The organism is Hydrogenophaga sp., from assembly GCF_018780075.1.
GTDB lineage: Bacteria > Pseudomonadota > Gammaproteobacteria > Burkholderiales > Burkholderiaceae_C > Hydrogenophaga.
In genome coordinates this window covers 1-21,845 of the sequence record NZ_JADMKB010000153.1, presented here as the reverse complement: position 1 = coordinate 21,845, position 21,845 = coordinate 1, and the positions used below count along the sequence as shown (strand labels likewise).

Below are 21,845 nucleotides of genomic sequence, written 5' to 3'. Positions count from 1 at the left end.
ACGATTGTACCCGGGGCCAACCAGCCACATGGCCCTGGCTCTGCGTGACAAGGCGATGCCTCCATTCGCACAAAACGCAACTTGTTCACCGCTGGGCAGCAGGACAGGGGTGCGTTGGAGGTGGTCAGCAGGTAAACTGGCCCGATGTCTCATCGTCACACCTCCCTCTCACTCTGGCGCCCCGTCGCGTTTGCCTTGCTGACCGTCCTGGCCAGCGGTGGGGCGCAGGCGCAATGGCAATGGATTGACGGCTCTGGCGCCAAAGTGTTCAGCGACACAGCGCCACCTCCGGGCATCCCTGACAAGAACATCCTCAAAAGGCCGGGCGCGCGAACCGAAGTCAAGACCCCGGAGCCTGCCACCGACGCTGCAGCCGGGGCACCCGCTGCCGCACCAGCCCCCAAGTTGACGGGTCGGGACGAACAGCTCGAAGCCAAGAAGAAACAAGCCGAGAAGCAGGCGGAAGATGCCGCTCAAGCAAAGAAAAAGGCCGAGACTGAAAAGTTGGCCAAGGCACGCGCAGAGAACTGTGAACGCGCCAAACGCGCCAAGACAACGTTCGACTCCGGCATCCGCATCGCCACCACCAACGCCAAAGGTGAGCGCGAGATCATGGACGACAAGACCCGAGGCGCTGAAACCAAGCGGCTCGACGAGATCATCCGCGCCGATTGTGGCCCGATGCCGCAGGCAGCCGGCCCGCAGGCGACCGTTCAGTAACCGGCTTTGGACCCTGGGCGGCGCTGGGCAAACAAGCCTGCGCCCCGGGAGCCTTGGCCCACAAAGCGCTCACGGCGAGCCACTTTCGGGTCCACGCGCAACGTCCGGTAGATCTCGACCCGGTCCCCCTGTCTCAACGGCGTGCGTGCCGAGGCTTTGCGTCCCCAGATACCGACCTCCATCTGCGCTTGCTCGATGGCGGGAAAGCGCTCCAGCCACCCCGCCAGGTGCAGCGCTTCCTTGAGCGACGTGCCCTCTGGCACAGACAGGCGCATGTCATGCACCTCGCGCGCCGCGGGCGCGAACACCAGAACAATGTCCATCATGCCCCGTACACCTGGTCGGCCCGTTTGACGAAAGCGTCCACCAGACTGCCGGCAATGCGATCAAAAACGGGGCCGACCAGCGTCGCCAGCGCTTGGCTGGAGAAACCGTAGGTCAGGCGAAACTCCACCTTGCAGGCCCGTTGCGTGCCATCCCCCAGGGGGGTGAAGTCCCAGACCCCTTCGAGGTGGGAAAACGGTCCATCCACCAGCTCCATCTGCACCTGGCGGTCGTCCACATGGGTGTTGCGGGTGGTGAAGCTCTGGCGAAGGCCGCTGATGGACATGCCCACTTTGGCCACCATCCCGGCGTCGTCGCTTTCGACCACCTCGCTGTGGTCGCACCAGGGTAAAAACTGCGGGTAGTGGTGCACATCGGTCACCAGCGCGAACATTTCGTGCGCGCTGTGCCAGAGCAAAACAGACTTTTGAATCGTTTTCATACAATCGGGCGGGCACTCAAGGCAACACGCCACATTCGGCACGCCGCCCGGCAGCTACTTCGCTGCCATTGTATTGGCCTGAAACGGCCGCAACTGACACCCCATGGCCACCAAACCCAGCAAAACCGCGCCCGTCAAGGGCGTTGACAGCCGCATCGCCGACAACAGGAAAGCGCTCTTCAACTACGCGATTGAAGAACGTTTCGAGGCCGGCATGGTGCTCGAGGGCTGGGAGGTGAAAGCCCTTCGAGAGGGCAAGGTGCAACTCACGGATGGCTATGTGGTCATTCGCGAAGGTGAGCTGTTCCTGATTGGCTGCCAGATCAACCCGCTGAACACGGCCTCGACGCACGTCAGCCCGGATTCGGTGCGAACCAAGAAGCTGTTGCTGCACCGTGAGCAGATTCGCCGTCTGATTGGCAAGGTCGAGCAGAAGGGCTACACGCTGGTGCCGCTGAACCTGCACTGGAAGAACGGCAAGGTGAAGTGCGAAATGGCGCTGGCCAAAGGCAAGGCCGAACACGACAAGCGCGACACCATCAAGGAGCGTGAAGGCAAGCGCGAAGTCGAGCGGGTCATGAAAAGCCGCACCCGCTGACTCCTGCCATGCGCGTTCGGCCGACCACAGGAGGAGCCTGAGCTGTCAGCCAAGCGGTCGAAGCGGATGGGCGTGGGCTGGCCAGGGGCTGTCGAAGAACGGAGCGACCATGGCGGGCGTCACGTCTTCTGACCTCACAGGATTCCATTTCGGTGCGTGGTCCTTGTCGATGGCCAGCGCCCGAATGCCCTCCACCGTTTCGCTGGCGGCACCGGGCCGCAGGTGGAAGCAGCGGCGTACCATGTCGCGCTCCATGCGCAGGCTGTCGGTCAGCCCCATGTGCCGTGCGCGGCGGATCTGTTCCAGCACCACGTGCAACATCAACGGCGAACGCTTGCGTAGCACCGCAGCGGTCTGTTGTGACCAGTCGCTGTCACCAAGTTCCAACGCACTCAGTATGGCGCCAACGCTGTCCAGCGAGAACACCCGGTCGATCTCAGCCAGAGGCAAGTCACTGGGCTCCACGTGTTTCTGCACGTGGTTCTGGCACCAGCGTTGCACCGCCTCGCCGGTCTCGTAGGGGGTCTGCCCCAGACTGTCCCACAGGCTCTGCAAACGGCCACTGTCCACCTGGGCGTCGGCCAGGCCCACTGCCATGGCCTGCGAGCCCTTGAGCACCAGCCCGGTGAGTGCCAGGTACTCACCGACCCGACCCGGGCAGTGACTCAGAAAGTAGCCACCACCGACGTCGGGGAACAGCCCGATGCCGGTTTCGGGCATGGCCAGCTGGCTGCGTTCGGTGACGATCCGCAGACTGGCGCCCTGGCTGATACCCATGCCTCCGCCCATGCAGATGCCGTCCATCAAGGCGATGTAGGGCTTGGCGTAGGTGTGCACCAGGTGGTTGAGTGCATATTCTTCGGTGAAGAAGTCGTCCAGTTCGGGATTGCCGGCCAGTGCCGCCTGGTGGAAAAAGCGGATGTCGCCGCCGGCACAAAAGGCACCGAACGGGCCTTCCCGGCTCATGCCACGCACTACCACCGCCAGCACCTGGGGGTCGTCACGCCAGGCGATCAGTGCCGCGGCGATGTCACGGATCATGCCCAGCGAGAGCGCGTTGAGCGCCTTGGGCCGGTTCAGGGTGATGCAACCAACGCGACCACGGACTTCGGTGATGACATGCTGTTCAACGGGCGTCGGGCTCATGGCGGTGTTTCCTGGAGAGAATCAATGCGGCATGGCGCCGCTTTCGTCGGGTTGGGTCGGCATCGGGGTGGCATTGCGGTCGCGCCAGGCCAACAGCTCGTTGAGCAGCAGCGCGGTGATCACCACACTACCACCGAGCAGCACTTCGCGCCCGGGTGTTTCGTTGGCCCAGAGCCAGGCCCAGACGATGCCGAAGATCACCTCCAGCAAGGCCAGCAGCGAGACCTCGGGCGCTTTGAGCGAACGAGCGCAGACGACCGCGAGCGCGCAGGGAATGGCGAGTTGCACCAGGCCCAGCATGGCCAGCCAGGCCACGTCGTTGGCCGTGGCTGCAAATGGGGCAGCCATCGGCAAGGTCAGCAGCGAAGAAATGACCGCGCCGAGCAAGACCGAAGGCACGAGGTCGATCTGCTGCCCGTGCGACTGGCTGCGTTGCACGACGGTCCAGTTGATGGCACCGGCGACGGGCACACACAGCGCCGCAATCGAACCGATCAGCAGTCCCGACGGATTGGCGCTGGGTTCTGCGAAGGCCTGAAGCATCTGGCTGCCGTACATGTAGGCAATGCCCGCACCGGCCGCCACGATGGCCGTCCAGGTTCTCAGCGGCAGTTGCTGACCGATGGCAAAGCGTGCCAGCAGGGCGGTGAACAGGGGGCCGACCGACATGATGATCAGCACGTTGGCCACGCTGGTGAAGGTCAGCGCCAGCATGAAGGCGGTGAACATCACACTCCAGCAGACACCAGAGACCCAGAACGCGCGCGAGGTGGCCAACACCCCCCAGTGGCGTTGCAGACGGCCTTGCCCTGCGGGCGCGTCGAGCACGCCAGAGGCCCGATCGGCCGCACGCCAGACCGGCAGGATGATCAGCAGCGACAGCGCAGTGAAGGCGCTGCGCCAGAAGGTCACCTCAAAGCGCGCGGCCGATTCGAGCTGGCGAGACACCACCCCCGCGATGGACCACATGAGGGTCACCGCGATCATCATGAACACCGCCTGGGTGTGACTCAGGCGGCTCAGGGCACGAAAGGGCATGGTTGACACAACAACACGGCGCGAGGCCGTGTTGAAGGAGTCATCAGTCGCGGTTGCGCTTGCGGTCGCTTTCCTTCAGGAAGCGCTTGCGCAGACGGACCGACTTGGGCGTGATTTCGACCAGTTCGTCGTCTTCGATGAACTCGACGCCGTATTCGAGGTTCAGGTCGATCGGCGGCGTGATCTTGATCGCGTCTTCCTTGCCGGACACACGGAAGTTGGTCAGCTGCTTGGTGCGTGTGGCGTTGACCACGAGGTCGTTGTCGCGGCTGTGGATGCCGACGATCATGCCCTCGTACACCGGATCACCGGCCTTCACGAACATGCGGCCGCGGTCGTCCAGCTTGCCCAGGGCGTAGGTGAAGATTTCACCGTCGTCCATGGAGATCAACACGCCGTTCTTGCGGCTGGCGATCTCGCCTTTGTGCGGTTCGTAGCTGTCGAAGATATTGGAGATCAGGCCAGAACCGCGTGTCAGGTTCAGGAATTCGTTGGTGAACCCAATCAGGCCACGGGCCGGGATGCGGTACTCCAGGCGCACACGGCCACGGCCGTCCGGCTCCATGTTGGCCAGTTCGCCCTTGCGTTCGCCCAGGGCCTGCATCACGCCACCCTGGTGCTGTTCTTCGATGTCGGCCGTCACCAGCTCGATCGGCTCGTGGCGCACGCCGTCGACGTCACGGAACACCACGCGTGGCTTGGACACCGCCAGTTCGTAGCCTTCGCGGCGCATGTTTTCCAGCAGGATGGTCAGGTGCAGTTCGCCGCGGCCCATGACTTCAAAGATGCCGTCTTCGTCGGTTTCCCGCACGCGCAACGCCACGTTGGATTGCAGCTCTTTCTGCAGGCGGTCCCAGATCTGGCGGCTGGTCACGAACTTGCCTTCGCGGCCGGCCAGCGGGCTGGTGTTGACGCAGAAATTCATGGTCAGCGTCGGCTCGTCGACCTTGAGCATGGGCAGCGGGGCGGGGGTGGTCACGTCCGTCACGGTCACGCCAATGCCGATCTCGGGAATGCCGTTGATCAGCACAATGTCGCCGGGGCCGGCTTCGGAGGCCTGCACACGGTCCAGACCCTGGAAGGTCAGCACCTGGTTGACGCGGCCCTTGATGGACTTGCCATCAGGACCCTCCATCACCAGCACGTCCATCTGCGGCTTGATCGTGCCCTGGCTGATGCGGCCCACGCCAATGCGGCCCACGAAGGTGGAGAAGTCCAGCGCAGAGATCTGCAGTTGCAGCGGTGCAGCCGGGTCACCCTTCTGGGCTGGCACGTGTTGCAGCACGGTGTTGAACAGGGCCGACATGTCCGGTCCCCACTGTTCGCCCGGAGCCCCCTCTTCCAGCGACGTCCAGCCGTTGATGCCCGAGGCGTAGACCACGGGAAAATCGAGCTGTTCGTCGGTTGCACCCAGCTTGTCGAACAGGTCGAACGCGGCGTTCACCACGTGCTGCGGACGGGCGCCGGGCTTGTCCACCTTGTTGACCACCAGAATCGGCTTGAGCCCCAGAGCCAGCGCCTTCTTGGTCACGAAACGGGTCTGCGGCATCGGGCCTTCCTGCGCGTCGATCAGCAGCACCACGCCGTCGACCATGGACAGTGCGCGCTCCACCTCACCACCGAAGTCCGCGTGGCCGGGGGTGTCAACGATGTTGATGTGCGTGCCTTCCCAGCTCACGGCACAGTTCTTGGCCAGGATGGTGATGCCGCGCTCACGTTCGATCGCGTTGTTGTCCATCACCGTGTCGACCACTTTTTCGTGCTCGGCGAAGGTGCCAGACTGGCGCAGCAACTGGTCCACCATGGTGGTTTTGCCATGGTCAACGTGGGCAATGATGGCGATGTTGCGGATTTGTTTGCTCATGATGTGAGTTCCGGTGAGGTTTCCAGGATGTGCTGTATTTCGATGGGGCTCAGCAGCCGCCCCGGGATCAGTTCGCCACCCTCGGTGCGGGCGCTGCCCAGCAGGACCGAGGACAAGGGTTCATGTGGTGAGACGGCGTCGGAGGGCCCGTACACCGCCACCAGCGGCTGATCGGACCAGTCCCCGCGACGGCGCAGACCGTTGAGGAATCGCTTTGCATCTTCTGTGCCCAGCGTGAGTCGGGAGTGACGGTCGAGCAGGCACTCCAGCGGCAGCAGGTGCGTTTGCCGCTCCGTGTCGCTGGCTGCCTCCAGCGCGTCGATCGTGATGCACTGCGCCTCGCTGAAAGGACCGGTGGCCACACGGCGCAATGCCACCAGGTGCCCACCGCATCCCAGCGCCTCGGCGATGTCTTCGCCCAGGGTCCGGATGTAGGTGCCTTTGCTGCAGGTCACACGCAGGCGCAATTGTGGCTCGTCGCCCTGCAATCGCATGTCCAGCAACTCCAGATCGTGGATGACCACGTGCCGGGCCTCTCGCTCCACCGTTTCGCCTTCGCGCGCATATTCGTAGAGCGGCTTGCCATCTCTTTTCAGGGCGCTGTGCATCGGCGGCACCTGGCTGATCGGCCCCATGAACCGGTCAAGCACCTCGACCACCTGGCCGGCGGTGCAGGCAACCGGACGCGTGTGAATCACAGCCCCTTCGGCGTCACCCGTCGACGTTTTCACGCCCAGGCGCACCGTGGTCTCATAGGTCTTGTCGGCATCCAGGTGCAACTGGCTGAACTTGGTCGCGGCGCCAAAGCACAGCGGCAACACGCCGGTGGCCAGCGGGTCCAGCGTGCCGGTGTGGCCCGCTTTCTCCGCGCGCAGCAACCACTTGGCCTTTTGCAAAGCCTGGTTGCTGGAAAGTCCCAGCGGTTTGTCCAGCAGCAGCACCCCGTGCAAAGGGCGCCGCGGCACCCTTGTGCGTTGGCCCTGCATGGTCAGTCTTCGTCCTTTGAACGAGAGGCCACGGCCTTCGAGATGAGTGCATTCATGTCGGCCGCGCGCTCGGTGGTGCGGTCGAACACGAAATGCAACGTGGGCACGGTGTGGATGTGCAGGCGTTTGAACAAGCCTGTGCGCAGAAAACCAGCGGCGGCGTTGAGGCCCTGCTGGGTTTCGTCCGGGTTGCCGGTCAACAGGCTGAAAAACACCTTGGCGTGCGCGTAGTCGGGCGTGACCTCGACCGCGTTGATCGTGACCATGCCCACCCTGGGGTCCTTGAGCTCGCGCGCGATCAACTCGGCCAGATCGCGCTGAATCTGGTCGGCCACGCGGAAACCGCGGTTGGGGACGGAGGACGCTTTGCGGGCCATGGTTTACAGCGTGCGAGCCACTTCCTTGATCTCGAAGAACTCCAGCTGATCACCTTCTTTGATGTCGTTGTAGTTCTTGAGCTTGATACCGCACTCGAAGCCTTCCTTGACTTCGCGCACGTCGTCTTTCAGGCGCTTGAGCGTGTCGATCTCGCCGGTGTAGACCACGACGTTCTCGCGCAGCAGGCGGAAATGGGCGTTTCGGGTGACCATGCCTGAGGTGACCATACAACCGGCGATGGTGCCGATCTTGGTTGCCACGAACACGGTGCGGATCTCGGCCGAGCCGATGACCTCTTCGCGTTTTTCGGGCGCCAGCATGCCGGACATGGCTGCTTTCAACTCATCGACGGCGTCGTAAATGATGTTGTAGTAGCGCAGATCGACATCGTTGCCTTCGGCCAGCTTGCGTGCGCCCACGTCGGCCCGCACGTTGAAGCCGATGATGACCGCCTTGGAGGCAATGGCCAGGTTCACGTCGCTTTCGCTCACGCCACCGACGCCGGAGAACACCAGCTGCACCTTGACCTCGTCGGTCGAGAGCTTGAGCAGCGAGGCGCCCAGCGCTTCCTGCGAACCCTGTACGTCGGCCTTGACGATGATCGGCAAGACCTTGACTTCGCCCGCCGAGATGTCGGTGAACATGTTCTCCAGCTTGGCCGCTTGCTGCTTGGCCAGCTTGGTGTTGCGGAACTTGCCAGCGCGGTAGGTGGCGATCTCGCGCGCACGCCGCTCGTCGAGCATCACCATGAAGTCGTCGCCCGCCTGAGGCACTTCCGACAGGCCCTGAATCTCCACCGGGATCGAAGGACCCGCGGACTTGATCGGCTTGCCGTTTTCATCAAGCATGGCCCGCACGCGGCCGGAGGTCTGGCCCACCAGCACCACGTCGCCGGTCTTGAGCGTGCCGCTCTGCACCAGCACCGTGGCCACAGAGCCGCGACCCTTGTCGAGGCGGGCTTCGATCACCAGGCCCTTGGCCATGGCATCCACCGGTGCCTTGAGCTCCAGCACTTCGGCCTGCAGCAGCACCTGTTCCAGCAGAGCGTCTACGCCCTCGCCGGTCTTGGCGGACACGCCCACGAACGGCACATCGCCACCAAACTCTTCAGGGACGACCTCTTCGGCCACCAGCTCGGAGCGCACGCGTTCCAGATTGATACCGGGCTTGTCGATCTTGGTCAGCGCCACCACCAGGGGCACACCCGCCGCTTTCGCGTGCTTGATGGCTTCCTTGGTCTGGGGCATCACGCCGTCGTCGGCCGCACACACCAGAATCACGATGTCGGTGGCCTGTGCACCGCGGGCACGCATGGCGGTGAACGCCTCGTGACCCGGGGTGTCGAGGAAGGACACCATGCCGCGCGGGGTTTCCACGTGGTAGGCGCCGATGTGCTGCGTGATGCCGCCGGCTTCGCCCGCGGCCACCTTGGCACGGCGGATGTAGTCCAGCAGCGAGGTCTTGCCGTGGTCGACGTGACCCATGACCGTGACCACGGGCGCACGCGGCAAGGCTTCGGCCTGTTGCTGGGTGCCCTCCTCTTCCGTGAAGGCCTCCGGGTCGTCCAGCGCAGCGATCACGGCCGTGTGGCCCAGTTCTTCCACCACGATCATGGCGGTGTCCTGGTCCAGCGGCTGGTTGATGGTGACCATCTGGCCCAGCTTCATCAACTGCTTGATGACCTCGGACGATTTCAAGCTCATCTTGTGCGCCAGCTCGGCCACCGTGATGGTTTCCGGCACGTGCACTTCGATAACCTTGTTCTCGGTCGGCGCCACGAAAGTGCTCGCCGAGTTGTCACGGCTGTCACGGTCGTTGCGACGACCACCGCTGCGAGGGCCACCGCGCCAGTTGGAGCGGCCCGCACTCGTGTCGCCACGGGTCTTGATTTCTTTTTTCTTGGCCGCGTCGTCCTTCCAGGTCGACGACAGATTCTCTGACTTGACTTCCTTCTTGCCACCCGCCGCCGCCCCAGCCGCCGCAGCGGTCGTGCCCGCTGGCTTGGCGCCCGGCGTTCCGGCGGGTTTGTGCAGCGTGCCTTTGATGGCCTTCGGATCTGGCACCGGTTCAGGCTTCTTGGCCACCATCGTCTTCGCAGGCGCCGCCATCATCGCGCGGATATTGGCTGCTTCGGCTTCGGCCTTGCGGCGACGGTCCAGCAGGTCTTGCGCACGCAGGTCATCGGCTTTCTTGACCTCGGCCTTCTTGTCTGCCAGCACACGGGCAGCCGACTCACGCTCCAGGGCGGCATGGTGGGCTTCGGCCTGTTCGGCAATGCGTGCGACGGCAGAACCCGGTGCGTCCAGCGCCGGCGCGGCAGCGGCCGCTTCCTTCTGGGCGCGAGCAGCGGCTTCCGCCGCCTCTGCCGCCTGGCGCGCCTGCTCGGCCAGGCGAGCCTCTTCGGCCTCGCGCTCCTGGCGCTTCTGGGCCAGATCTTCTTCCTGGCGGCGCAGCAATTCGGCCTGATGGCGTGCTTCCTCTTCGCGACGAGCGAGCTCGGCAGCGTCGATCACGGGCACGGCCGGCTCAGCGGGCTCTGCAGGCACATCGGGCGTGGCGACTTCGTCGTCCCGCTTGACGAAAGTCCGCTTCTTTCGAACCTCGACCTGGATCGTGCGGGCACGCCCGGTGGCGTCGGCTTGCTTGATCTCGGTGGTGGATTTCTTCACCAGCGTGATTTTCTTGCGCTCGGCGCTGGCCGTGCCGTGACTGGCCTTGAGGTGGCCCAGCAGCATTTGCTTGTCGGACTCGGTGACCCGATCGGTCCCCTCGGTTTTGGGCACCCCTGCGGCGGAGAGTTGCTCCAGCAGGGTATGGGTGGGCTTGTTCAGCTCGGCAGCCAATTCGGCGACGGTGGTACTGGTCATAGGTGTTTTTCTCCGCTCGGGCCTGCGCGGTTCAATGGGAAGCAGGCGTTTCCTCACCGGCGAACCAGTGAGCGCGGGCCAACATGATCAGTGCCGTTGCCTCTTCAGGCGTCTGGCCGGTCATATCGGTCAATTCGTCGGTGGCCAGATCGGCCAGTTCATCACGGGTGTGCACGCCACCGTCTGCCAACTTGGCAATCAGTTCGGGGGTCAAACCCTCCAGGTCGCGCAGATCCTGCGAAACCGCTTCAACGCTTTCCTCGCGTGCGATCTCCATGGTCAACAGCGCATCCTTGGCACGTGTGCGCAATTCGTTGACGGTGTCTTCGTCGAAAGATTCGATTTCCAGCATTTCCTGCAGCGGCACATAGGCCACTTCTTCGAGGCTGGTGAAACCTTCTTCGATCAGAATGTCGGCAATTTCCTGGTCCACGTCCAGCTTGGCCATGAACAGCTTGCGAATGCCGTCGGCTTCTTCCGCCTGTTTCTGGGCCGACTCATCGGCCGTCATGATGTTGATGCGCCAGCCGGTCAACTCGGACGCCAGGCGCACATTCTGGCCGCCGCGACCGATGGCAATCGCGAGGTTTTCCTCGTCCACCACCACATCCATCGCATGGCGCTCTTCGTCCACCACGATGGACACGACGTTGGCCGGTGCCAGCGCGCCGATCACGAACTGAGCGGGGTCCTCCGACCACAGCACGATGTCCACGCGCTCGCCAGCGAGCTCGTTGGTCACGCCGTTGACGCGCGAACCGCGCACACCGACACAGGTGCCGATGGGGTCGATGCGCTTGTCGTGCGAGAGCACGGCGATCTTGGCACGCGAACCCGGGTCACGGGCGCAGGTCTTGATCTCCAGCAGGCCTTGTTCGATTTCCGGCACTTCCTGGCGGAAGAGTTCGATCATGAAGGCAGGCGAAGAACGCGACAGGATGATGGGCGCGCCACGCAGCGTCAGATCCACCTCCAGAATGATGGCGCGCACGCGGTCGCCGGTGCGGAAGTTTTCCTTCGGGATCATCTCGCCGCGCTTGAGGCGGCCTTCAACGCGGCCGCTCTCGACGATCAGATCGCCCTTGTCCATGCGCTTGACAGTGCCGACGAACACCTTGTCACCACGCGACATGAAGTCGTTGAGCAGCATCTCGCGCTCGGCATCGCGGATTTTCTGCAGGATGACCTGCTTGGCGGCCATGGCGCCGATGCGGCCAATCGGCACGCTTTCCACCGGCTTCTCGATGAAATCACCCTCTTCGATGTCGGCGATCTCGTCGCGGGCATCGGTGAGCAGCTCTTCGGCGTCGGGATTCTGCAGACCGGCCTCATCGGGCACAACCAACCAGCGACGGAAGGTTTCGTAAGAACCGTTGTCGGGATCCATGGCCACGCGGATGTCCACATCGCCCTTGTAGAGTTTTTTGGTGGCCGAGGCCAGTGCCAGCTCAACAGCACTCAACACGACGTCACGCTCGACGTTTTTCTCGCGTGAGATGGCATCGATCAGCATCAACATTTCGCGGTTCATATCACTCGCCACCTTTCCGAAGCTCTATTTTCAGAGTCACAAACATTCATTGCCACAACAACACACACAGCGCAGACATCACACCGGACCGGGCCCGGCGGTTGCCGACTGGCGGCCCTTGAAATTCACAATCGGGGCCAGACGCGCCTGCTGGATATCGTCCAGCACAAACGTCAGGGCCTGCAGGGGGGCCGGCACGCGCTTCTTGCTCACGCGCTGACCCGGCTTGGGCTCGGGCTCATCGCTCCACACCACCTGCCACATCACCCCATCGGCAGCACGCTCCAGCGTGCCGCGAAACTTTTTTCGACTGGCCGACACCGTCGAATCGGTGACGCCGATCGGCGCCTTGAGCGTCAGATCCACCACGCGGCCCTCAAACCGGATGAAGTCAACCTCGTGACGCAAAGGCCGGTCAATGCCCGGGGAGCCCACTTCCAGGCGCCTGTACTCCAGCCCCTCCACCTCCAGCAGGTAGTGCAACTGGCGGGTGATCTTCTCGCAGTCCTCCACCGTCACAAACTGCTCGGGCGGGACCGGCTGACCGGGCTCGGGCGGCGACCATGGCAAATCGATCGTGACACGCAACAGGCCACCGGCGGAGCGCTCAAGGTCCACCAGGTCAAAACCCAGTCCTGTCACGGTTTGCGTTACGGTGTCTTGCCAGCCCATCTGTACGGTATCTGCCTTGTTGAATTTCGGTGAATCACAAACCCGACGCCCCAGCGTCCGGCGAAAGATCAAAAACGTTCGGCCAAAAAAAATGGGCCGGTAGTTACCCGCCCATTTGGTCGTGAAGCTCGCATTGTAACCCGTTTGGAAGCACCTTTGCAAGATTGGGGCCAGGGATTCGCACTGTTCAGATGCCCAGCACCCATTGAATGACGCTTTTGGCCACAAAACCCAGCATGCCAAAGGACAAAACCAGAAACAGAATGAAGGTGCCGAACTTGCCAGCCTTGGCTTCCAGCGCCAAGTTGAGGACGATGAACAGCATGTAAAGAATGAAGGCGCCGACACCGAAGGTGAGACCAAATTGGGCAATCTGCCCTTCGGTCAGGCCAAAAATCGTGTTTTCCATGAAGGGACCCGGTGGGCTCAGTGGGCCGACACCGGCACAGGGGACTTGGGCGCGGTGAGATCGCGGTAGGCGTGCCAGCTGGCGTGTGCGATCAGCGGGATGACCACGGTCAGCCCCAGCAAGGCGGTCATCATGCCCAGGCCCACCAGCATCGCAATCAGCACCGCCCACCAAACCAGCGGCCCCGGGTGGTCGGCCACGGCGCGCCAGCTGGCGGAGACGGCCATGCTCACCGGCACACTTTTATCGACCAGCATCGGTATCGCGACGACGCTGGACGCAAACACGGGTGCCGCCAGCAAGGCCCCCAGAACCAGCCAGGCCTCGAACAGGCCCACGTCCCGGACCAGCACCACATGGCGCAGAAAGTCAGCGGGCTTGTGAATCGGGACGGGTGACCACAAGGTGATCAAACCGGCCGACGTGAGCACCCAGCCGGTGCCAGCCAACCCCAGCAACAGGCCGAAGCGCACCAGCCTGCCGTCAAACGAACGCCAGAGCGCCACCACGTCGCCCAGGTCGGCGAGCCGGCCGGCGGCGCGTTCGCGGCTGACGTGGTACAGACCCGTGGCCAGCACCGGCGCCACGATGAGAAAGCCAGAAAACGCACCCGCGAGCAGCCAGAACCGGTCCCGGGCTGCCCACAGCAAAATCCAGCCGATGACCGCCAGGGCCAGGCCGTGGACCAGGCCGGGCAGCGGGTTCGCACTAAGGTCTTCCCAGCCGAGTTCGATCCACCGGGTCGGCGACATCATGTCCACGGGGATGGGTCGGGACGCCACAGGAAGGGTGGTGTGTTTCATGGGAATGGATCTGTGGGGTTGCGCGTTGGTGTGAACCCGGCACGCGTGATGAAGCGCAGGCACCGATCGTAGTCCAGGCTCAGGCTGCGGCTTTCACGAGCGCCTGCGTGTACGCGTGACGGGGATGGTTCAAGACCTGATCAACGCTGCCATGCTCCAGGACCTGTCCGTCTTTGAGCACCAACACCTCATGGGCCATGGCACGGATCACGGCCACGTCGTGGGTGATCAGCAGGTAGCTCAACCCGCGTTCCCGCTGCAAGCGTTGCAGCAGCGCCAACACCTGCTGCTGCACCGTGACATCGAGCGCGCTGGTCGGTTCGTCCAGCACCAGCAGGCTTGGCTGAACAATCAGGGCGCGGGCGATCGCCAGCCGCTGGCGCTGTCCGCCGGAAAACTCGTGGGGATAGCGTTGCAGCCAGTCGCCCGCCTGCGCCGGGTCTTGCACCAGCCCGACGTCGGCCAGTGCCGCCTGCACGCGCTCGCGGCGCTGCGGTGCGCCCAACGTCGGCTCGTGAACGGTCAGCCCTTCGCCCACAATTTGCTCCACGGTCAACCGGGGCGACAGAGATGAAAAAGGGTCCTGGAACACCACCTGCACGCGCTGGCGCAGGGCTCTTGTTCTCCCTGCGGCCTGTGCCTCGGTCCAGCCGGAGCCGGCCACGCGAAGACTGCCTTCATGCGGCAGCAGGCCCAGCGCGGCCAGCGCCAGGGTCGACTTGCCCGAGCCCGACTCCCCCACCACGCCCAGCGTGGTCCCAGGCGCGATGGCGAAGTCGGCGCCCTCCAGCGCCACGAAGGCGCCTTGCCGAAACCAGCCCCTGAAGCCGGGCAGCGGCACCGGGTAGCTCACACGCAAACCGCTGGCCTGCAACACCGGCTCTGCGTCCGAGGCCATGGCGTCGACCACATCGCGCCGCGCTTGGCTGGCCAGCAGGCGTTGCGTGTAAGGGTGTTGCGGCGCGCTGTACACCTGCGCCACGGCCCCCTGCTCCACCAGGTGGCCCTGCTCCATCACCGCCACACGGTCGGCGAACCGACGCACCAGGTTCAGGTCGTGGGTAATCAGCAGCACCGCCATGCCATGTTGCCGCTGCAGATCGGACAACAGATCCAGGATCTGGGCCCGCACCGTCACATCGAGCGCGGTGGTCGGTTCATCGGCCAGCAACAGTTGGGGGGCGCTCGCCAGCGCCATCGCGATCATCGCCCGCTGTCGTTGCCCACCGCTCAGCTGATGCGGAAAAGCGCCCGCCCGGCGGGCCGGTTCGGGGATGCCGGTCGAGGCCAGCAACTCCACCGTGGACGCCTTGGCCTGCGCTGCGGTCAGACCCTTCTTGAGCTGCAGCACCTCGGCGATCTGCTCGCCCACGCTGTAAAGCGGGTTGAGCGAGGTCATCGGCTCCTGGAAGATCACGGCCACCTGGTCGCCCCGCACGGCCCGCAGCTGGTGTTCGCTCAGCGTCAACAGATCCCGCCCGTTCAAGGCCGCGGAGCCCGACACCTGCGCGCCGTGCAGCAAGCGCAGCAGTGACAGCGCCGACACGGTCTTGCCCGAGCCGGATTCGCCCACCAAGGCCAGCTTCTCCCCCGCCGCCAACGAAAAGTCGATGCCGTGCACCACCTCCTGTCCGTTGAAGGACACCCGCAGGTTCCGGACCTCCAGCAAGGCACTCATCGCTCGGCCTTTCTCGGGTCGAGCGCATCGCGCAGCGCGTCGCCCATGAAGGTGAGCAGCAACAGCGTGAGCACCAGCACCGCGAAGGTGGAGAGCGAAATCCACCAGGCGTCGATGTTGTTCTTGCCCTGGCTCAGCAGTTCACCCAGCGACGGCGTGCCTGGCGGAACGCCCAGGCCCAGGAAGTCGAGCGAGGTCAGCGCCAGGATGGCCGCACTCATGCGGAACGGCAAAAAGGTCACCACGGGCGTCAGGCTGTTGGGCAGCACATGGCGCCAGATGATCTGAAGGCTGGACAGCCCCATCGCCCGCGCGGCGCGCACATAGTCCAGCTGGCGGTTGCGCAGGAACTCGGCGCGCACGTAGTCCGACAGACCCATCCAGCCAAACAGGCTGAGCAGCACCAGCAGCAGACCGATGCTGGGCGACAGCACGGCCGAGAAGATGATGAGCAGGTACAGCTCCGGCATGGACGACCAGATCTCGATGAAACGCTGAAACACCAGATCGGTCCACCCCCCCAGAAACCCCTGAATCGCGCCCGTGAGCACCCCCAGCACGGTACCAACGAACGTCAACGCCAGCGCAAACAGCACGCTCACGCGAAAGCCATAAATCAGCTGCGCCAGCAGGTCACGCCCCCGGTCGTCGGTGCCCATCCAGTTGTCCCGGGTGGGCGGGGACGGGTTGGGCTCTTTCGCGAAGTAATTCAGGGTCCTCGGCCCGTACGGATTGGGCGCGTACACCGCCCAGTTGTCGCCCTTCGTGATCTGCGCTTGCACGAACGGGTCGAGGTAGTCGGTGGCCGACTCGAAGTCACCGCCGAACGTGGTTTCGGGGTGGTCCCGCAACATCGGCAAATAGGTTTGCCCTTCGTATCGCACGATCAGCGGCTTGTCGTTCGACAGCAGCTCGGCGAACAGGCTGAGCACCACCAGCGTGCAGAACGCCACCAGACTCCAGTAGCCCAGCCGGTTGCGCTTGAAGCGTTGCCAGGCGCGGCGGGAAGGGGACGTTGAGGCCATGGCGATCAATCGAACTTCACGCGGGGGTCCACCCACACGTAACACAGGTCGGACACCAGCTTGGTCACCAAACCGATGAGGGTGAACAGGAACAGCGTGCCCATCACCACGGGGTAGTCGCGACGGATCACGCTCTCATAGCCCAGCAGACCCAGGCCGTCCAGCGAGAACTGGGTTTCAATCAGCAATGCGCCGGTGAAGAACGCACCGATGAACGCGGCGGGGAAACCGGTCACGATGGGAATCAGCGCATTGCGGAACACATGCTTCCAGAGCACCTGCCGCTCAGACAACCCTTTCGCGCGAGCCGTCATCACATAGTGTTTGCGGATTTCTTCGAGGAAGGCGTTTTTGGTGAGCATCGCCGTCACGGCAAAGCTGCCCAGCATCATGGCGGTCACCGGCAAGGTGATGTGCCAGAGGTAGTCGGCGATGCGAGCCCCCCAGCTCAGCTCCTCCCAGTTGGACGAGGTCAGGCCGCGCAGCGGGAACCACTGCAACTGACCACCAAACACCACCAGCAGCGCCACACCCAGCACAAAGCCGGGAATGGCGTAGCCAATCAGCACCAGCAGCGTCGTCACCAGATCGAACCTCGAACCCGCCCTCACCGCCTTGGCCACACCCAGCGGGACGGCGACCAGGTAGCTGATGAAAAAGGTCCACAGGCCCAGGCTGATCGAGACCGGGAGCTTCTCCAGGATCAGCGTCGACACCGCCTTGTTCTGGAAAAAACTCGTGCCCAGGTCAAAGCGGGCGAACTGGGCCAGCATCTGGCCAAAGCGCTCGTGCGCAGGCTTGTCGAAGCCGTACAAGGCCTTGATCTGCTCCAGCCGCTGCGGGTCCACCCCCTGCGCGCCCCGGTACACCGACCCGCCTTCAGCGCTGCTGCCGCCCGCCGTGCGCGCCTCGGCCAGGTACTGTTCCACCGGGCCGCCGGGCACGAACTGGATGACCACGAAGGTCAGCAGCAAGACCCCGAACAGCGTCGGGATCATGAGCAAGAGGCGTTTGAGGATGTAGACCCACATGATCATGGGGCTCCTGTCCGGGACCACCAGGTGTCGATGGCCCAGTCTTCACCCGCGGCGTAGGGCGGCATTTTTTCGGGGCGCGACAAGCGCTTTGCGTTGTAGACCATGCGGTGGGTGCTGGCCGACCATTGCGGCACCAGATAGTGGCCATGCGTGATCACGCGCTCCAGCGCGCGGCAGGCGGCCAGGAAATCCGGCCGTGTCTCGGCATCGACCATGCGGGTGATCAGGGCATCCACCGCCGGGCTGCGCACGCCGGCCATGTTGCCGGAGTCTTCGGTGTTCGCCGCCTTGCTGCCGAACAGGTCGGCGTATTCCGGCCCCGGGTTGTGCGTGCCGCCGTAGGCAAGTGAGGTGATGTCGAAATTGAAGGTGCGCAGGCGCTCCTGGTACAGCGCGAAGTCCACCGGGCGAAACCTCAGCTCGATGCCCAGCTTCTCCAGGTTGCGCACCCACGGCGTGACGACGCGTGCGCCGGTCTCCGCGCTGTCGAGGTACTCGATGCGGAAAGGCGCCCCTTGGGCATTGCGCAATGCGCCGTCCTTGACCACCCACCCTGCTTCGCGCAGCAGCGCCTGCGCTTGCCGCAGGTTGGCGCGCAACGAGTGCTCACCATCGGTGCGCGGCGAGCGGTAGGCCGGACCAAACACGGTGGTCGGCAACTGGGCGCGCCAGGGTTGCAACAGGTTCAATTCCGCAGGGCCGGGCGGGCCCTCCGCCGCGCAATCGGTGTTGCCGAACAGCCCCTGCACCCGCTGGTAGCCGCCGTAGAACATCTGGCGGTTCATCCACTCGTAGTCGATGGCAAGACCCAGCGCCTGGCGCACGCGGATGTCGTCCAGCGGCGGGCGGCGGGTGTTGAGCACATAGCTCTGGAAGCCGGTGGGCAGGCGGTGCGTGAACTCGGCCTTCACCAGTTCGCCGCTGTCGAAGCGTTTGCCGTTCACCCGGCGTGCCCAGTCGCCCGCCGAAAAGAACCGCATCAGGTCGAACTCGCCCGCTTTGAGCGCCTCCAGCCTGGCGGTGTTGTCTTTGTAAATCTTGACCGTGATGCGGTCGAAGTTGGCCGTGCCCCGCCTCACCGGCAATTCCCGCGCCCAATAGTTGGCGTCCCGGACATAGGTGATGTCCTTGCCGAAGCGCACAGGCCCGATCTTGTAGGGACCGCTGCCGATGGGCACATCCATCACCACCTGGTCAAAGCCCTTGCGCTGACCAGTCTTCGGGTCTTTCTCGTCGCCCCAGGCGCGACTGAACACCGGCAGGCCGCCCACCGTGAGTGGCAGCTCGCGGTTGGCCTTTTTGAAGCGGTAGCGCACGGTGCGCTCGTCGATGACGTCCAACCCGGCCACATCGTCCAGGATGGTTTTGTACGCCGGCGAGGTGTGCGGCCCGATCAGGGTGTCGAAGCTGTGTTTGACGTCGGCCGCGAGCACGGGCGCGCCGTTGTGGAACCGGGCTTCGCGCCGCAGGCGGAACGTGGCGGACAAGCGGTCGGGTGCCAGCGACACGTCCTCGGCCAGCAAGCCATAGGCCGCGCCGGTTTCGTCGAGCGCGCTGGTCAGCAAGCTGTCGAACATCAGTGCCGACAGGTACGCCGGTGCACTGCCCCGCTGGGTGAAGGGGTTGTACTTGTCGAAGGTGGAGACCCGCAGGTTGCTGACCAGACGCAACTCGCCACCCTTGGGGGCACCCGGGTTGACGTAGGCGAAGTGCGGGAAGTCCGGCGGGTACCGGAGCTCATCCCACAGGGCGTAGCCATGGGCAGCCCAGCTGGGGCCCCCCATCGCCGCGAGCAGCAACAGCGCAAGAGCGCGGTGGAGTCGGGGGGGGCGGGCATGCATGCGACAATTCTGCTGGAATTTTCTTTGGAGTCAGAACAATGGGTTTTCTTGCCGGCAAAAAATTGCTGATCACGGGCGTGCTGTCCAACCGGTCCATCGCCTATGGCATCGCCAAGGCCTGCCACGCGCAAGGCGCTGAGCTGGCATTCAGCTACGTGGGCGAACGGTTCAAGGATCGCATCACCGAATTCGCCGCCGATTTCAATTCGACGCTCATCTTCGACTGCGATGTCGGCGACGACGCGCAGATCGACAAGCTGTTTGCCGACCTGTCCCAGGTCTGGCCCCAGTTCGACGGCTTTGTGCACAGCATCGGTTTCGCTCCGCGCGAAGCCATCGCCGGCGATTTTCTCGACGGCCTGACGCGCGAGAACTTCCGCATCGCGCACGACATCAGCGCCTACAGCTTTCCCGCCATGGCCAAGGCCGCCCTGCCCTTCCTGGCGCCCAAGGCCTCGCTGCTCACGCTGAGTTACCTCGGTGCTCTGCGCACCATTCCCAACTACAACACCATGGGCTTGGCCAAGGCCAGCCTGGAAGCCAGCGTGCGCTACCTGGCCGAATCGCTCGGCCCGCGCGGCATGCGCGTCAACGGCATCAGCGCCGGTCCGATCAAGACCTTGGCCGCCAGTGGCATCAAAGACTTCGGCAAGCTGCTGGGCATGGTGGCCGCAGCTTCGCCCCTGCGCCGCAACGTGACCATTGACGACGTCGGTAACGTGGCCGCCTTCCTGCTGTCGGACCTGGCCTCGGGCGTGACCTCCGAGATCACCTATGTGGACGGGGGCTTCAGCCAGACCGCCGGCATCAGCCGCGACAGCGAATCGGTGGCCTGATCCACCCGCAGAACGGACCGGTCAACATGTCTGTTCTGCGCAGGCGTGGCTGGCTGCTGGCTGTCGCCGGCCTGCTGCTCACGCCCACGCTTCGAGCCGCCGGTGCCGCACCTGCCCTCATGCTGGCGGAGAAGTACCACCCGGGTCTCGATCTTGGCGCCTACTGGGTCAGTGAAAAATACGATGGATTGCGGGGCTACTGGGACGGACAGCGCCTGCTGAGCCGCGGTGGCGAAGTGCTGAACCCGCCTGCCTGGTTCACCGAGGGCTGGCCAGCGGTGCCCCTGGACGGCGAGCTCTGGGCCGGACGTGGCCGGTTCGAAGAAGCCACGTCCACCGTGCGCCAGCAGGTTCCGAACGACGCCGCCTGGCGCCGCATCCGGTTCATGGTGTTCGATCTGCCCGCCCATCCGGGGATATTCGACGAACGCCTGACGGCCTACCAGGATCTGGTGGGCCGCTTGAACCGGCCGTGGGTCGTGGCGGTGCCGCAGGAGAAGGTCACCAGCCATGCCGAGCTGGGTGCCCGGTTGCAACAGATGGTGCGTGCGGGTGGCGAAGGCTTGATGCTGCACCGGGGCGACTCCGCGTACCGGGGCATCCGCAGCGACGACCTGATCAAGCTCAAGACCCACGACGACGCGGAAGCCAGGGTCGTCGGCCATTTGCCCGGCAAAGGGCGCCACAGCGGTCGGCTGGGTGCGCTGCTGGTGGAAACGCCACAGGGTCGGCGCTTCCGGCTCGGCACGGGGCTCACCGATGCCCAGCGCGAACACCCTCCTGCCGAAGGCGTGTGGGTCACCTACCGCTACCGTGGCCTCAACGACAGTGGCTTGCCACGCTTTGCCACGTTTTTGCGCGAGCGCCCGGATGTTCAGCCAGCGGCCTCAGGGCCACGGCCCTGACCGCGGGCAGGTGCTCCGATCAGGCGGCTGCCTGGCGGAGCAAGGCGTAGATCTGGTCCTTGAGTGCCAGCTTTTCCTTCTTGAGCTGCTCAATCTCGGTCACCGTCGCGGGCTGGATGTGCGCCTCCATGTTCTTGATCGTCTGATCCAGCTCGTTGTGCTTGTCGAACAGGCGGGTGAAATGGTGGTCGTGGCCCTTGAGGCGGGTGATCAGGTCGCGGTACTCCGGAAACATGGGCGCTCCTTGGATGTGGAGCGCCAGCTTACGCCGCCTTCACGCAATCGGCAAAATAGTGTTTCTTGCCATCCGCGTCCTGCTGCTCGACCAGACCGTGGATGTCGGTCTCGAAACCGGGGCACAGCGCATTGAACTCGCGCGCGAACTTGAGGTAATCGACGATCTTCTTGTTGAACACCTCGCCCGGGATCAGCAGCGGAATGCCCGGCGGGTATGGCGTGACCAGGCTGGTCGTGATGCGACCAATCAGGTCGTCGATCGGCACGCGCTCGGTGGTGCGCTGGGCGATGTGGGCAAAGGCGTCGCTCGGCTTCATCGCCGGCGTGAGGTCGCTCAGGTACATCTCGGTGGTCAGGCGCGCGATGTCATAACGGGCGTACAACTGGTGCACGTGCTGACACAGATCGCGCAGGCCCATCTGCTCGTAGCGCGGGTGCTTCTGGCAGAACTCGGGCAGGATGCGCCACATCGGCTGGTTCTTGGCGTAGTCGTCCTTGAACTGCTGCA

21 protein-coding genes and 1 pseudogene are annotated in these 21,845 nt (G+C 64.2%); 4 read left to right on the top strand and 18 right to left on the bottom strand.

All coding sequences use genetic code 11. From position 1 onward, the window contains the following. Positions 1–195: 195 nt before the first annotated feature. A complete protein-coding gene (locus IV088_RS23320) occupies positions 196–720 on the top strand; it encodes a DUF4124 domain-containing protein (protein ID WP_291106718.1) in 525 nt (174 codons plus the stop codon). Here IV088_RS23320 and IV088_RS23315 read toward each other — a convergent pair. Beyond that, positions 714–1,046, bottom strand: a complete 333-nt coding sequence (locus tag IV088_RS23315) for an RnfH family protein (RefSeq protein ID WP_291106716.1) — start codon at positions 1,044–1,046, stop codon at positions 714–716. The genes IV088_RS23320 and IV088_RS23315 overlap by 7 nt on opposite strands. Further along, on the bottom strand, positions 1,043–1,486 hold the full coding sequence (locus IV088_RS23310) for a type II toxin-antitoxin system RatA family toxin (RefSeq protein ID WP_291106714.1): 444 nt from the start codon (positions 1,484–1,486) through the stop codon (positions 1,043–1,045). Before IV088_RS23310 ends, IV088_RS23315 begins: the two co-directional genes overlap by 4 nt. Before the next feature lie 103 nt (positions 1,487–1,589). On the opposite strand from IV088_RS23310, the gene smpB reads away from it, so the two are divergent. Beyond that, positions 1,590–2,084 (top strand): SsrA-binding protein SmpB, encoded by a 495-nt coding sequence (gene smpB, locus IV088_RS23305; protein ID WP_291106712.1) that lies wholly within the window; start codon positions 1,590–1,592, stop codon positions 2,082–2,084. A gap of 45 nt (positions 2,085–2,129) precedes the next feature. Here smpB and IV088_RS23300 read toward each other — a convergent pair whose 3' ends face one another. The 14 genes from IV088_RS23300 to IV088_RS23235 all read right to left on the bottom strand — a co-directional run bounded on the left by IV088_RS23300 (position 2,130) and on the right by IV088_RS23235 (position 19,359). Further along, positions 2,130–3,230 (bottom strand): enoyl-CoA hydratase/isomerase family protein, encoded by a 1,101-nt coding sequence (locus tag IV088_RS23300; RefSeq protein WP_291106710.1) that lies wholly within the window; start codon positions 3,228–3,230, stop codon positions 2,130–2,132. A gap of 21 nt (positions 3,231–3,251) precedes the next feature. Further along, the gene (locus tag IV088_RS23295; protein ID WP_291106708.1) at positions 3,252–4,268 is read right to left on the bottom strand and encodes a DMT family transporter; all 1,017 of its coding nucleotides are present in this window, start codon (positions 4,266–4,268) and stop codon (positions 3,252–3,254) included. A 43-nt stretch (positions 4,269–4,311) separates the two neighbouring features. Then, the gene (typA, locus tag IV088_RS23290) at positions 4,312–6,132 is read right to left on the bottom strand and encodes a translational GTPase TypA (RefSeq protein ID WP_291106707.1); all 1,821 of its coding nucleotides are present in this window, start codon (positions 6,130–6,132) and stop codon (positions 4,312–4,314) included. Next, a complete protein-coding gene (gene truB, locus IV088_RS23285) occupies positions 6,129–7,118 on the bottom strand; it encodes a tRNA pseudouridine(55) synthase TruB (RefSeq protein WP_291106705.1) in 990 nt (329 codons plus the stop codon). The genes typA and truB overlap by 4 nt, the downstream gene beginning before the upstream one ends. Before the next feature lie 2 nt (positions 7,119–7,120). After that, the gene (gene rbfA / locus IV088_RS23280; RefSeq protein WP_291106703.1) at positions 7,121–7,495 is read right to left on the bottom strand and encodes a 30S ribosome-binding factor RbfA; all 375 of its coding nucleotides are present in this window, start codon (positions 7,493–7,495) and stop codon (positions 7,121–7,123) included. Between the two features lie 3 nt (positions 7,496–7,498). After that, complete coding sequence (gene infB / locus IV088_RS23275) at positions 7,499–10,363, bottom strand: translation initiation factor IF-2 (RefSeq protein ID WP_291106701.1); 2,865 nt, start codon at positions 10,361–10,363, stop codon at positions 7,499–7,501. 31 nt (positions 10,364–10,394) lie between these two features. Continuing rightward, entirely contained in the window at positions 10,395–11,894 is a 1,500-nt protein-coding gene (nusA, locus tag IV088_RS23270; RefSeq protein WP_291106698.1) for a transcription termination factor NusA, read from the bottom strand. 78 nt (positions 11,895–11,972) lie between these two features. After that, positions 11,973–12,566 (bottom strand): ribosome maturation factor RimP, encoded by a 594-nt coding sequence (rimP, locus tag IV088_RS23265; RefSeq protein WP_291106804.1) that lies wholly within the window; start codon positions 12,564–12,566, stop codon positions 11,973–11,975. A 187-nt stretch (positions 12,567–12,753) separates the two neighbouring features. Next, positions 12,754–12,975, bottom strand: coding sequence for a DUF2788 domain-containing protein (locus IV088_RS23260; protein WP_077330709.1), 222 nt, complete (start codon positions 12,973–12,975; stop codon positions 12,754–12,756). 17 nt (positions 12,976–12,992) lie between these two features. Beyond that, a complete protein-coding gene (locus IV088_RS23255) occupies positions 12,993–13,778 on the bottom strand; it encodes a DUF2189 domain-containing protein (protein ID WP_291106696.1) in 786 nt (261 codons plus the stop codon). 79 nt (positions 13,779–13,857) lie between these two features. Further along, positions 13,858–15,456, bottom strand: coding sequence for a dipeptide ABC transporter ATP-binding protein (locus tag IV088_RS23250; RefSeq protein ID WP_291106694.1), 1,599 nt, complete (start codon positions 15,454–15,456; stop codon positions 13,858–13,860). After that, positions 15,453–16,481 (bottom strand): ABC transporter permease, encoded by a 1,029-nt coding sequence (locus IV088_RS23245; RefSeq protein ID WP_291106692.1) that lies wholly within the window; start codon positions 16,479–16,481, stop codon positions 15,453–15,455. Before IV088_RS23245 ends, IV088_RS23250 begins: the two co-directional genes overlap by 4 nt. Before the next feature lie 5 nt (positions 16,482–16,486). Further along, the gene (locus tag IV088_RS23240) at positions 16,487–17,512 is read right to left on the bottom strand and encodes a microcin C ABC transporter permease YejB (RefSeq protein ID WP_291106802.1); all 1,026 of its coding nucleotides are present in this window, start codon (positions 17,510–17,512) and stop codon (positions 16,487–16,489) included. A 2-nt stretch (positions 17,513–17,514) separates the two neighbouring features. After that, complete coding sequence (locus tag IV088_RS23235) at positions 17,515–19,359, bottom strand: extracellular solute-binding protein (protein WP_291106690.1); 1,845 nt, start codon at positions 19,357–19,359, stop codon at positions 17,515–17,517. 38 nt (positions 19,360–19,397) lie between these two features. Between IV088_RS23235 and fabI the strand changes: the two genes are divergently transcribed. Both fabI and IV088_RS23225 read left to right on the top strand, forming a co-directional pair. Further along, positions 19,398–20,195 carry an enoyl-ACP reductase FabI gene (gene fabI / locus IV088_RS23230; RefSeq protein WP_236965375.1) on the top strand — a complete coding sequence of 266 codons (798 nt, stop codon included), beginning with the start codon at positions 19,398–19,400 and terminating at the stop codon, positions 20,193–20,195. Between the two features lie 26 nt (positions 20,196–20,221). Continuing rightward, the gene (locus IV088_RS23225; RefSeq protein ID WP_291106687.1) at positions 20,222–21,100 is read left to right on the top strand and encodes a DNA ligase; all 879 of its coding nucleotides are present in this window, start codon (positions 20,222–20,224) and stop codon (positions 21,098–21,100) included. Between the two features lie 19 nt (positions 21,101–21,119). On the opposite strand, the gene IV088_RS23220 is transcribed toward IV088_RS23225, so the two are convergent. Further along, positions 21,120–21,335 (bottom strand): YdcH family protein, encoded by a 216-nt coding sequence (locus IV088_RS23220; protein ID WP_236965373.1) that lies wholly within the window; start codon positions 21,333–21,335, stop codon positions 21,120–21,122. Between the two features lie 28 nt (positions 21,336–21,363). Then, positions 21,364–21,845: pseudogene (locus IV088_RS23215) on the bottom strand (lysine decarboxylase); the annotation flags it as partial.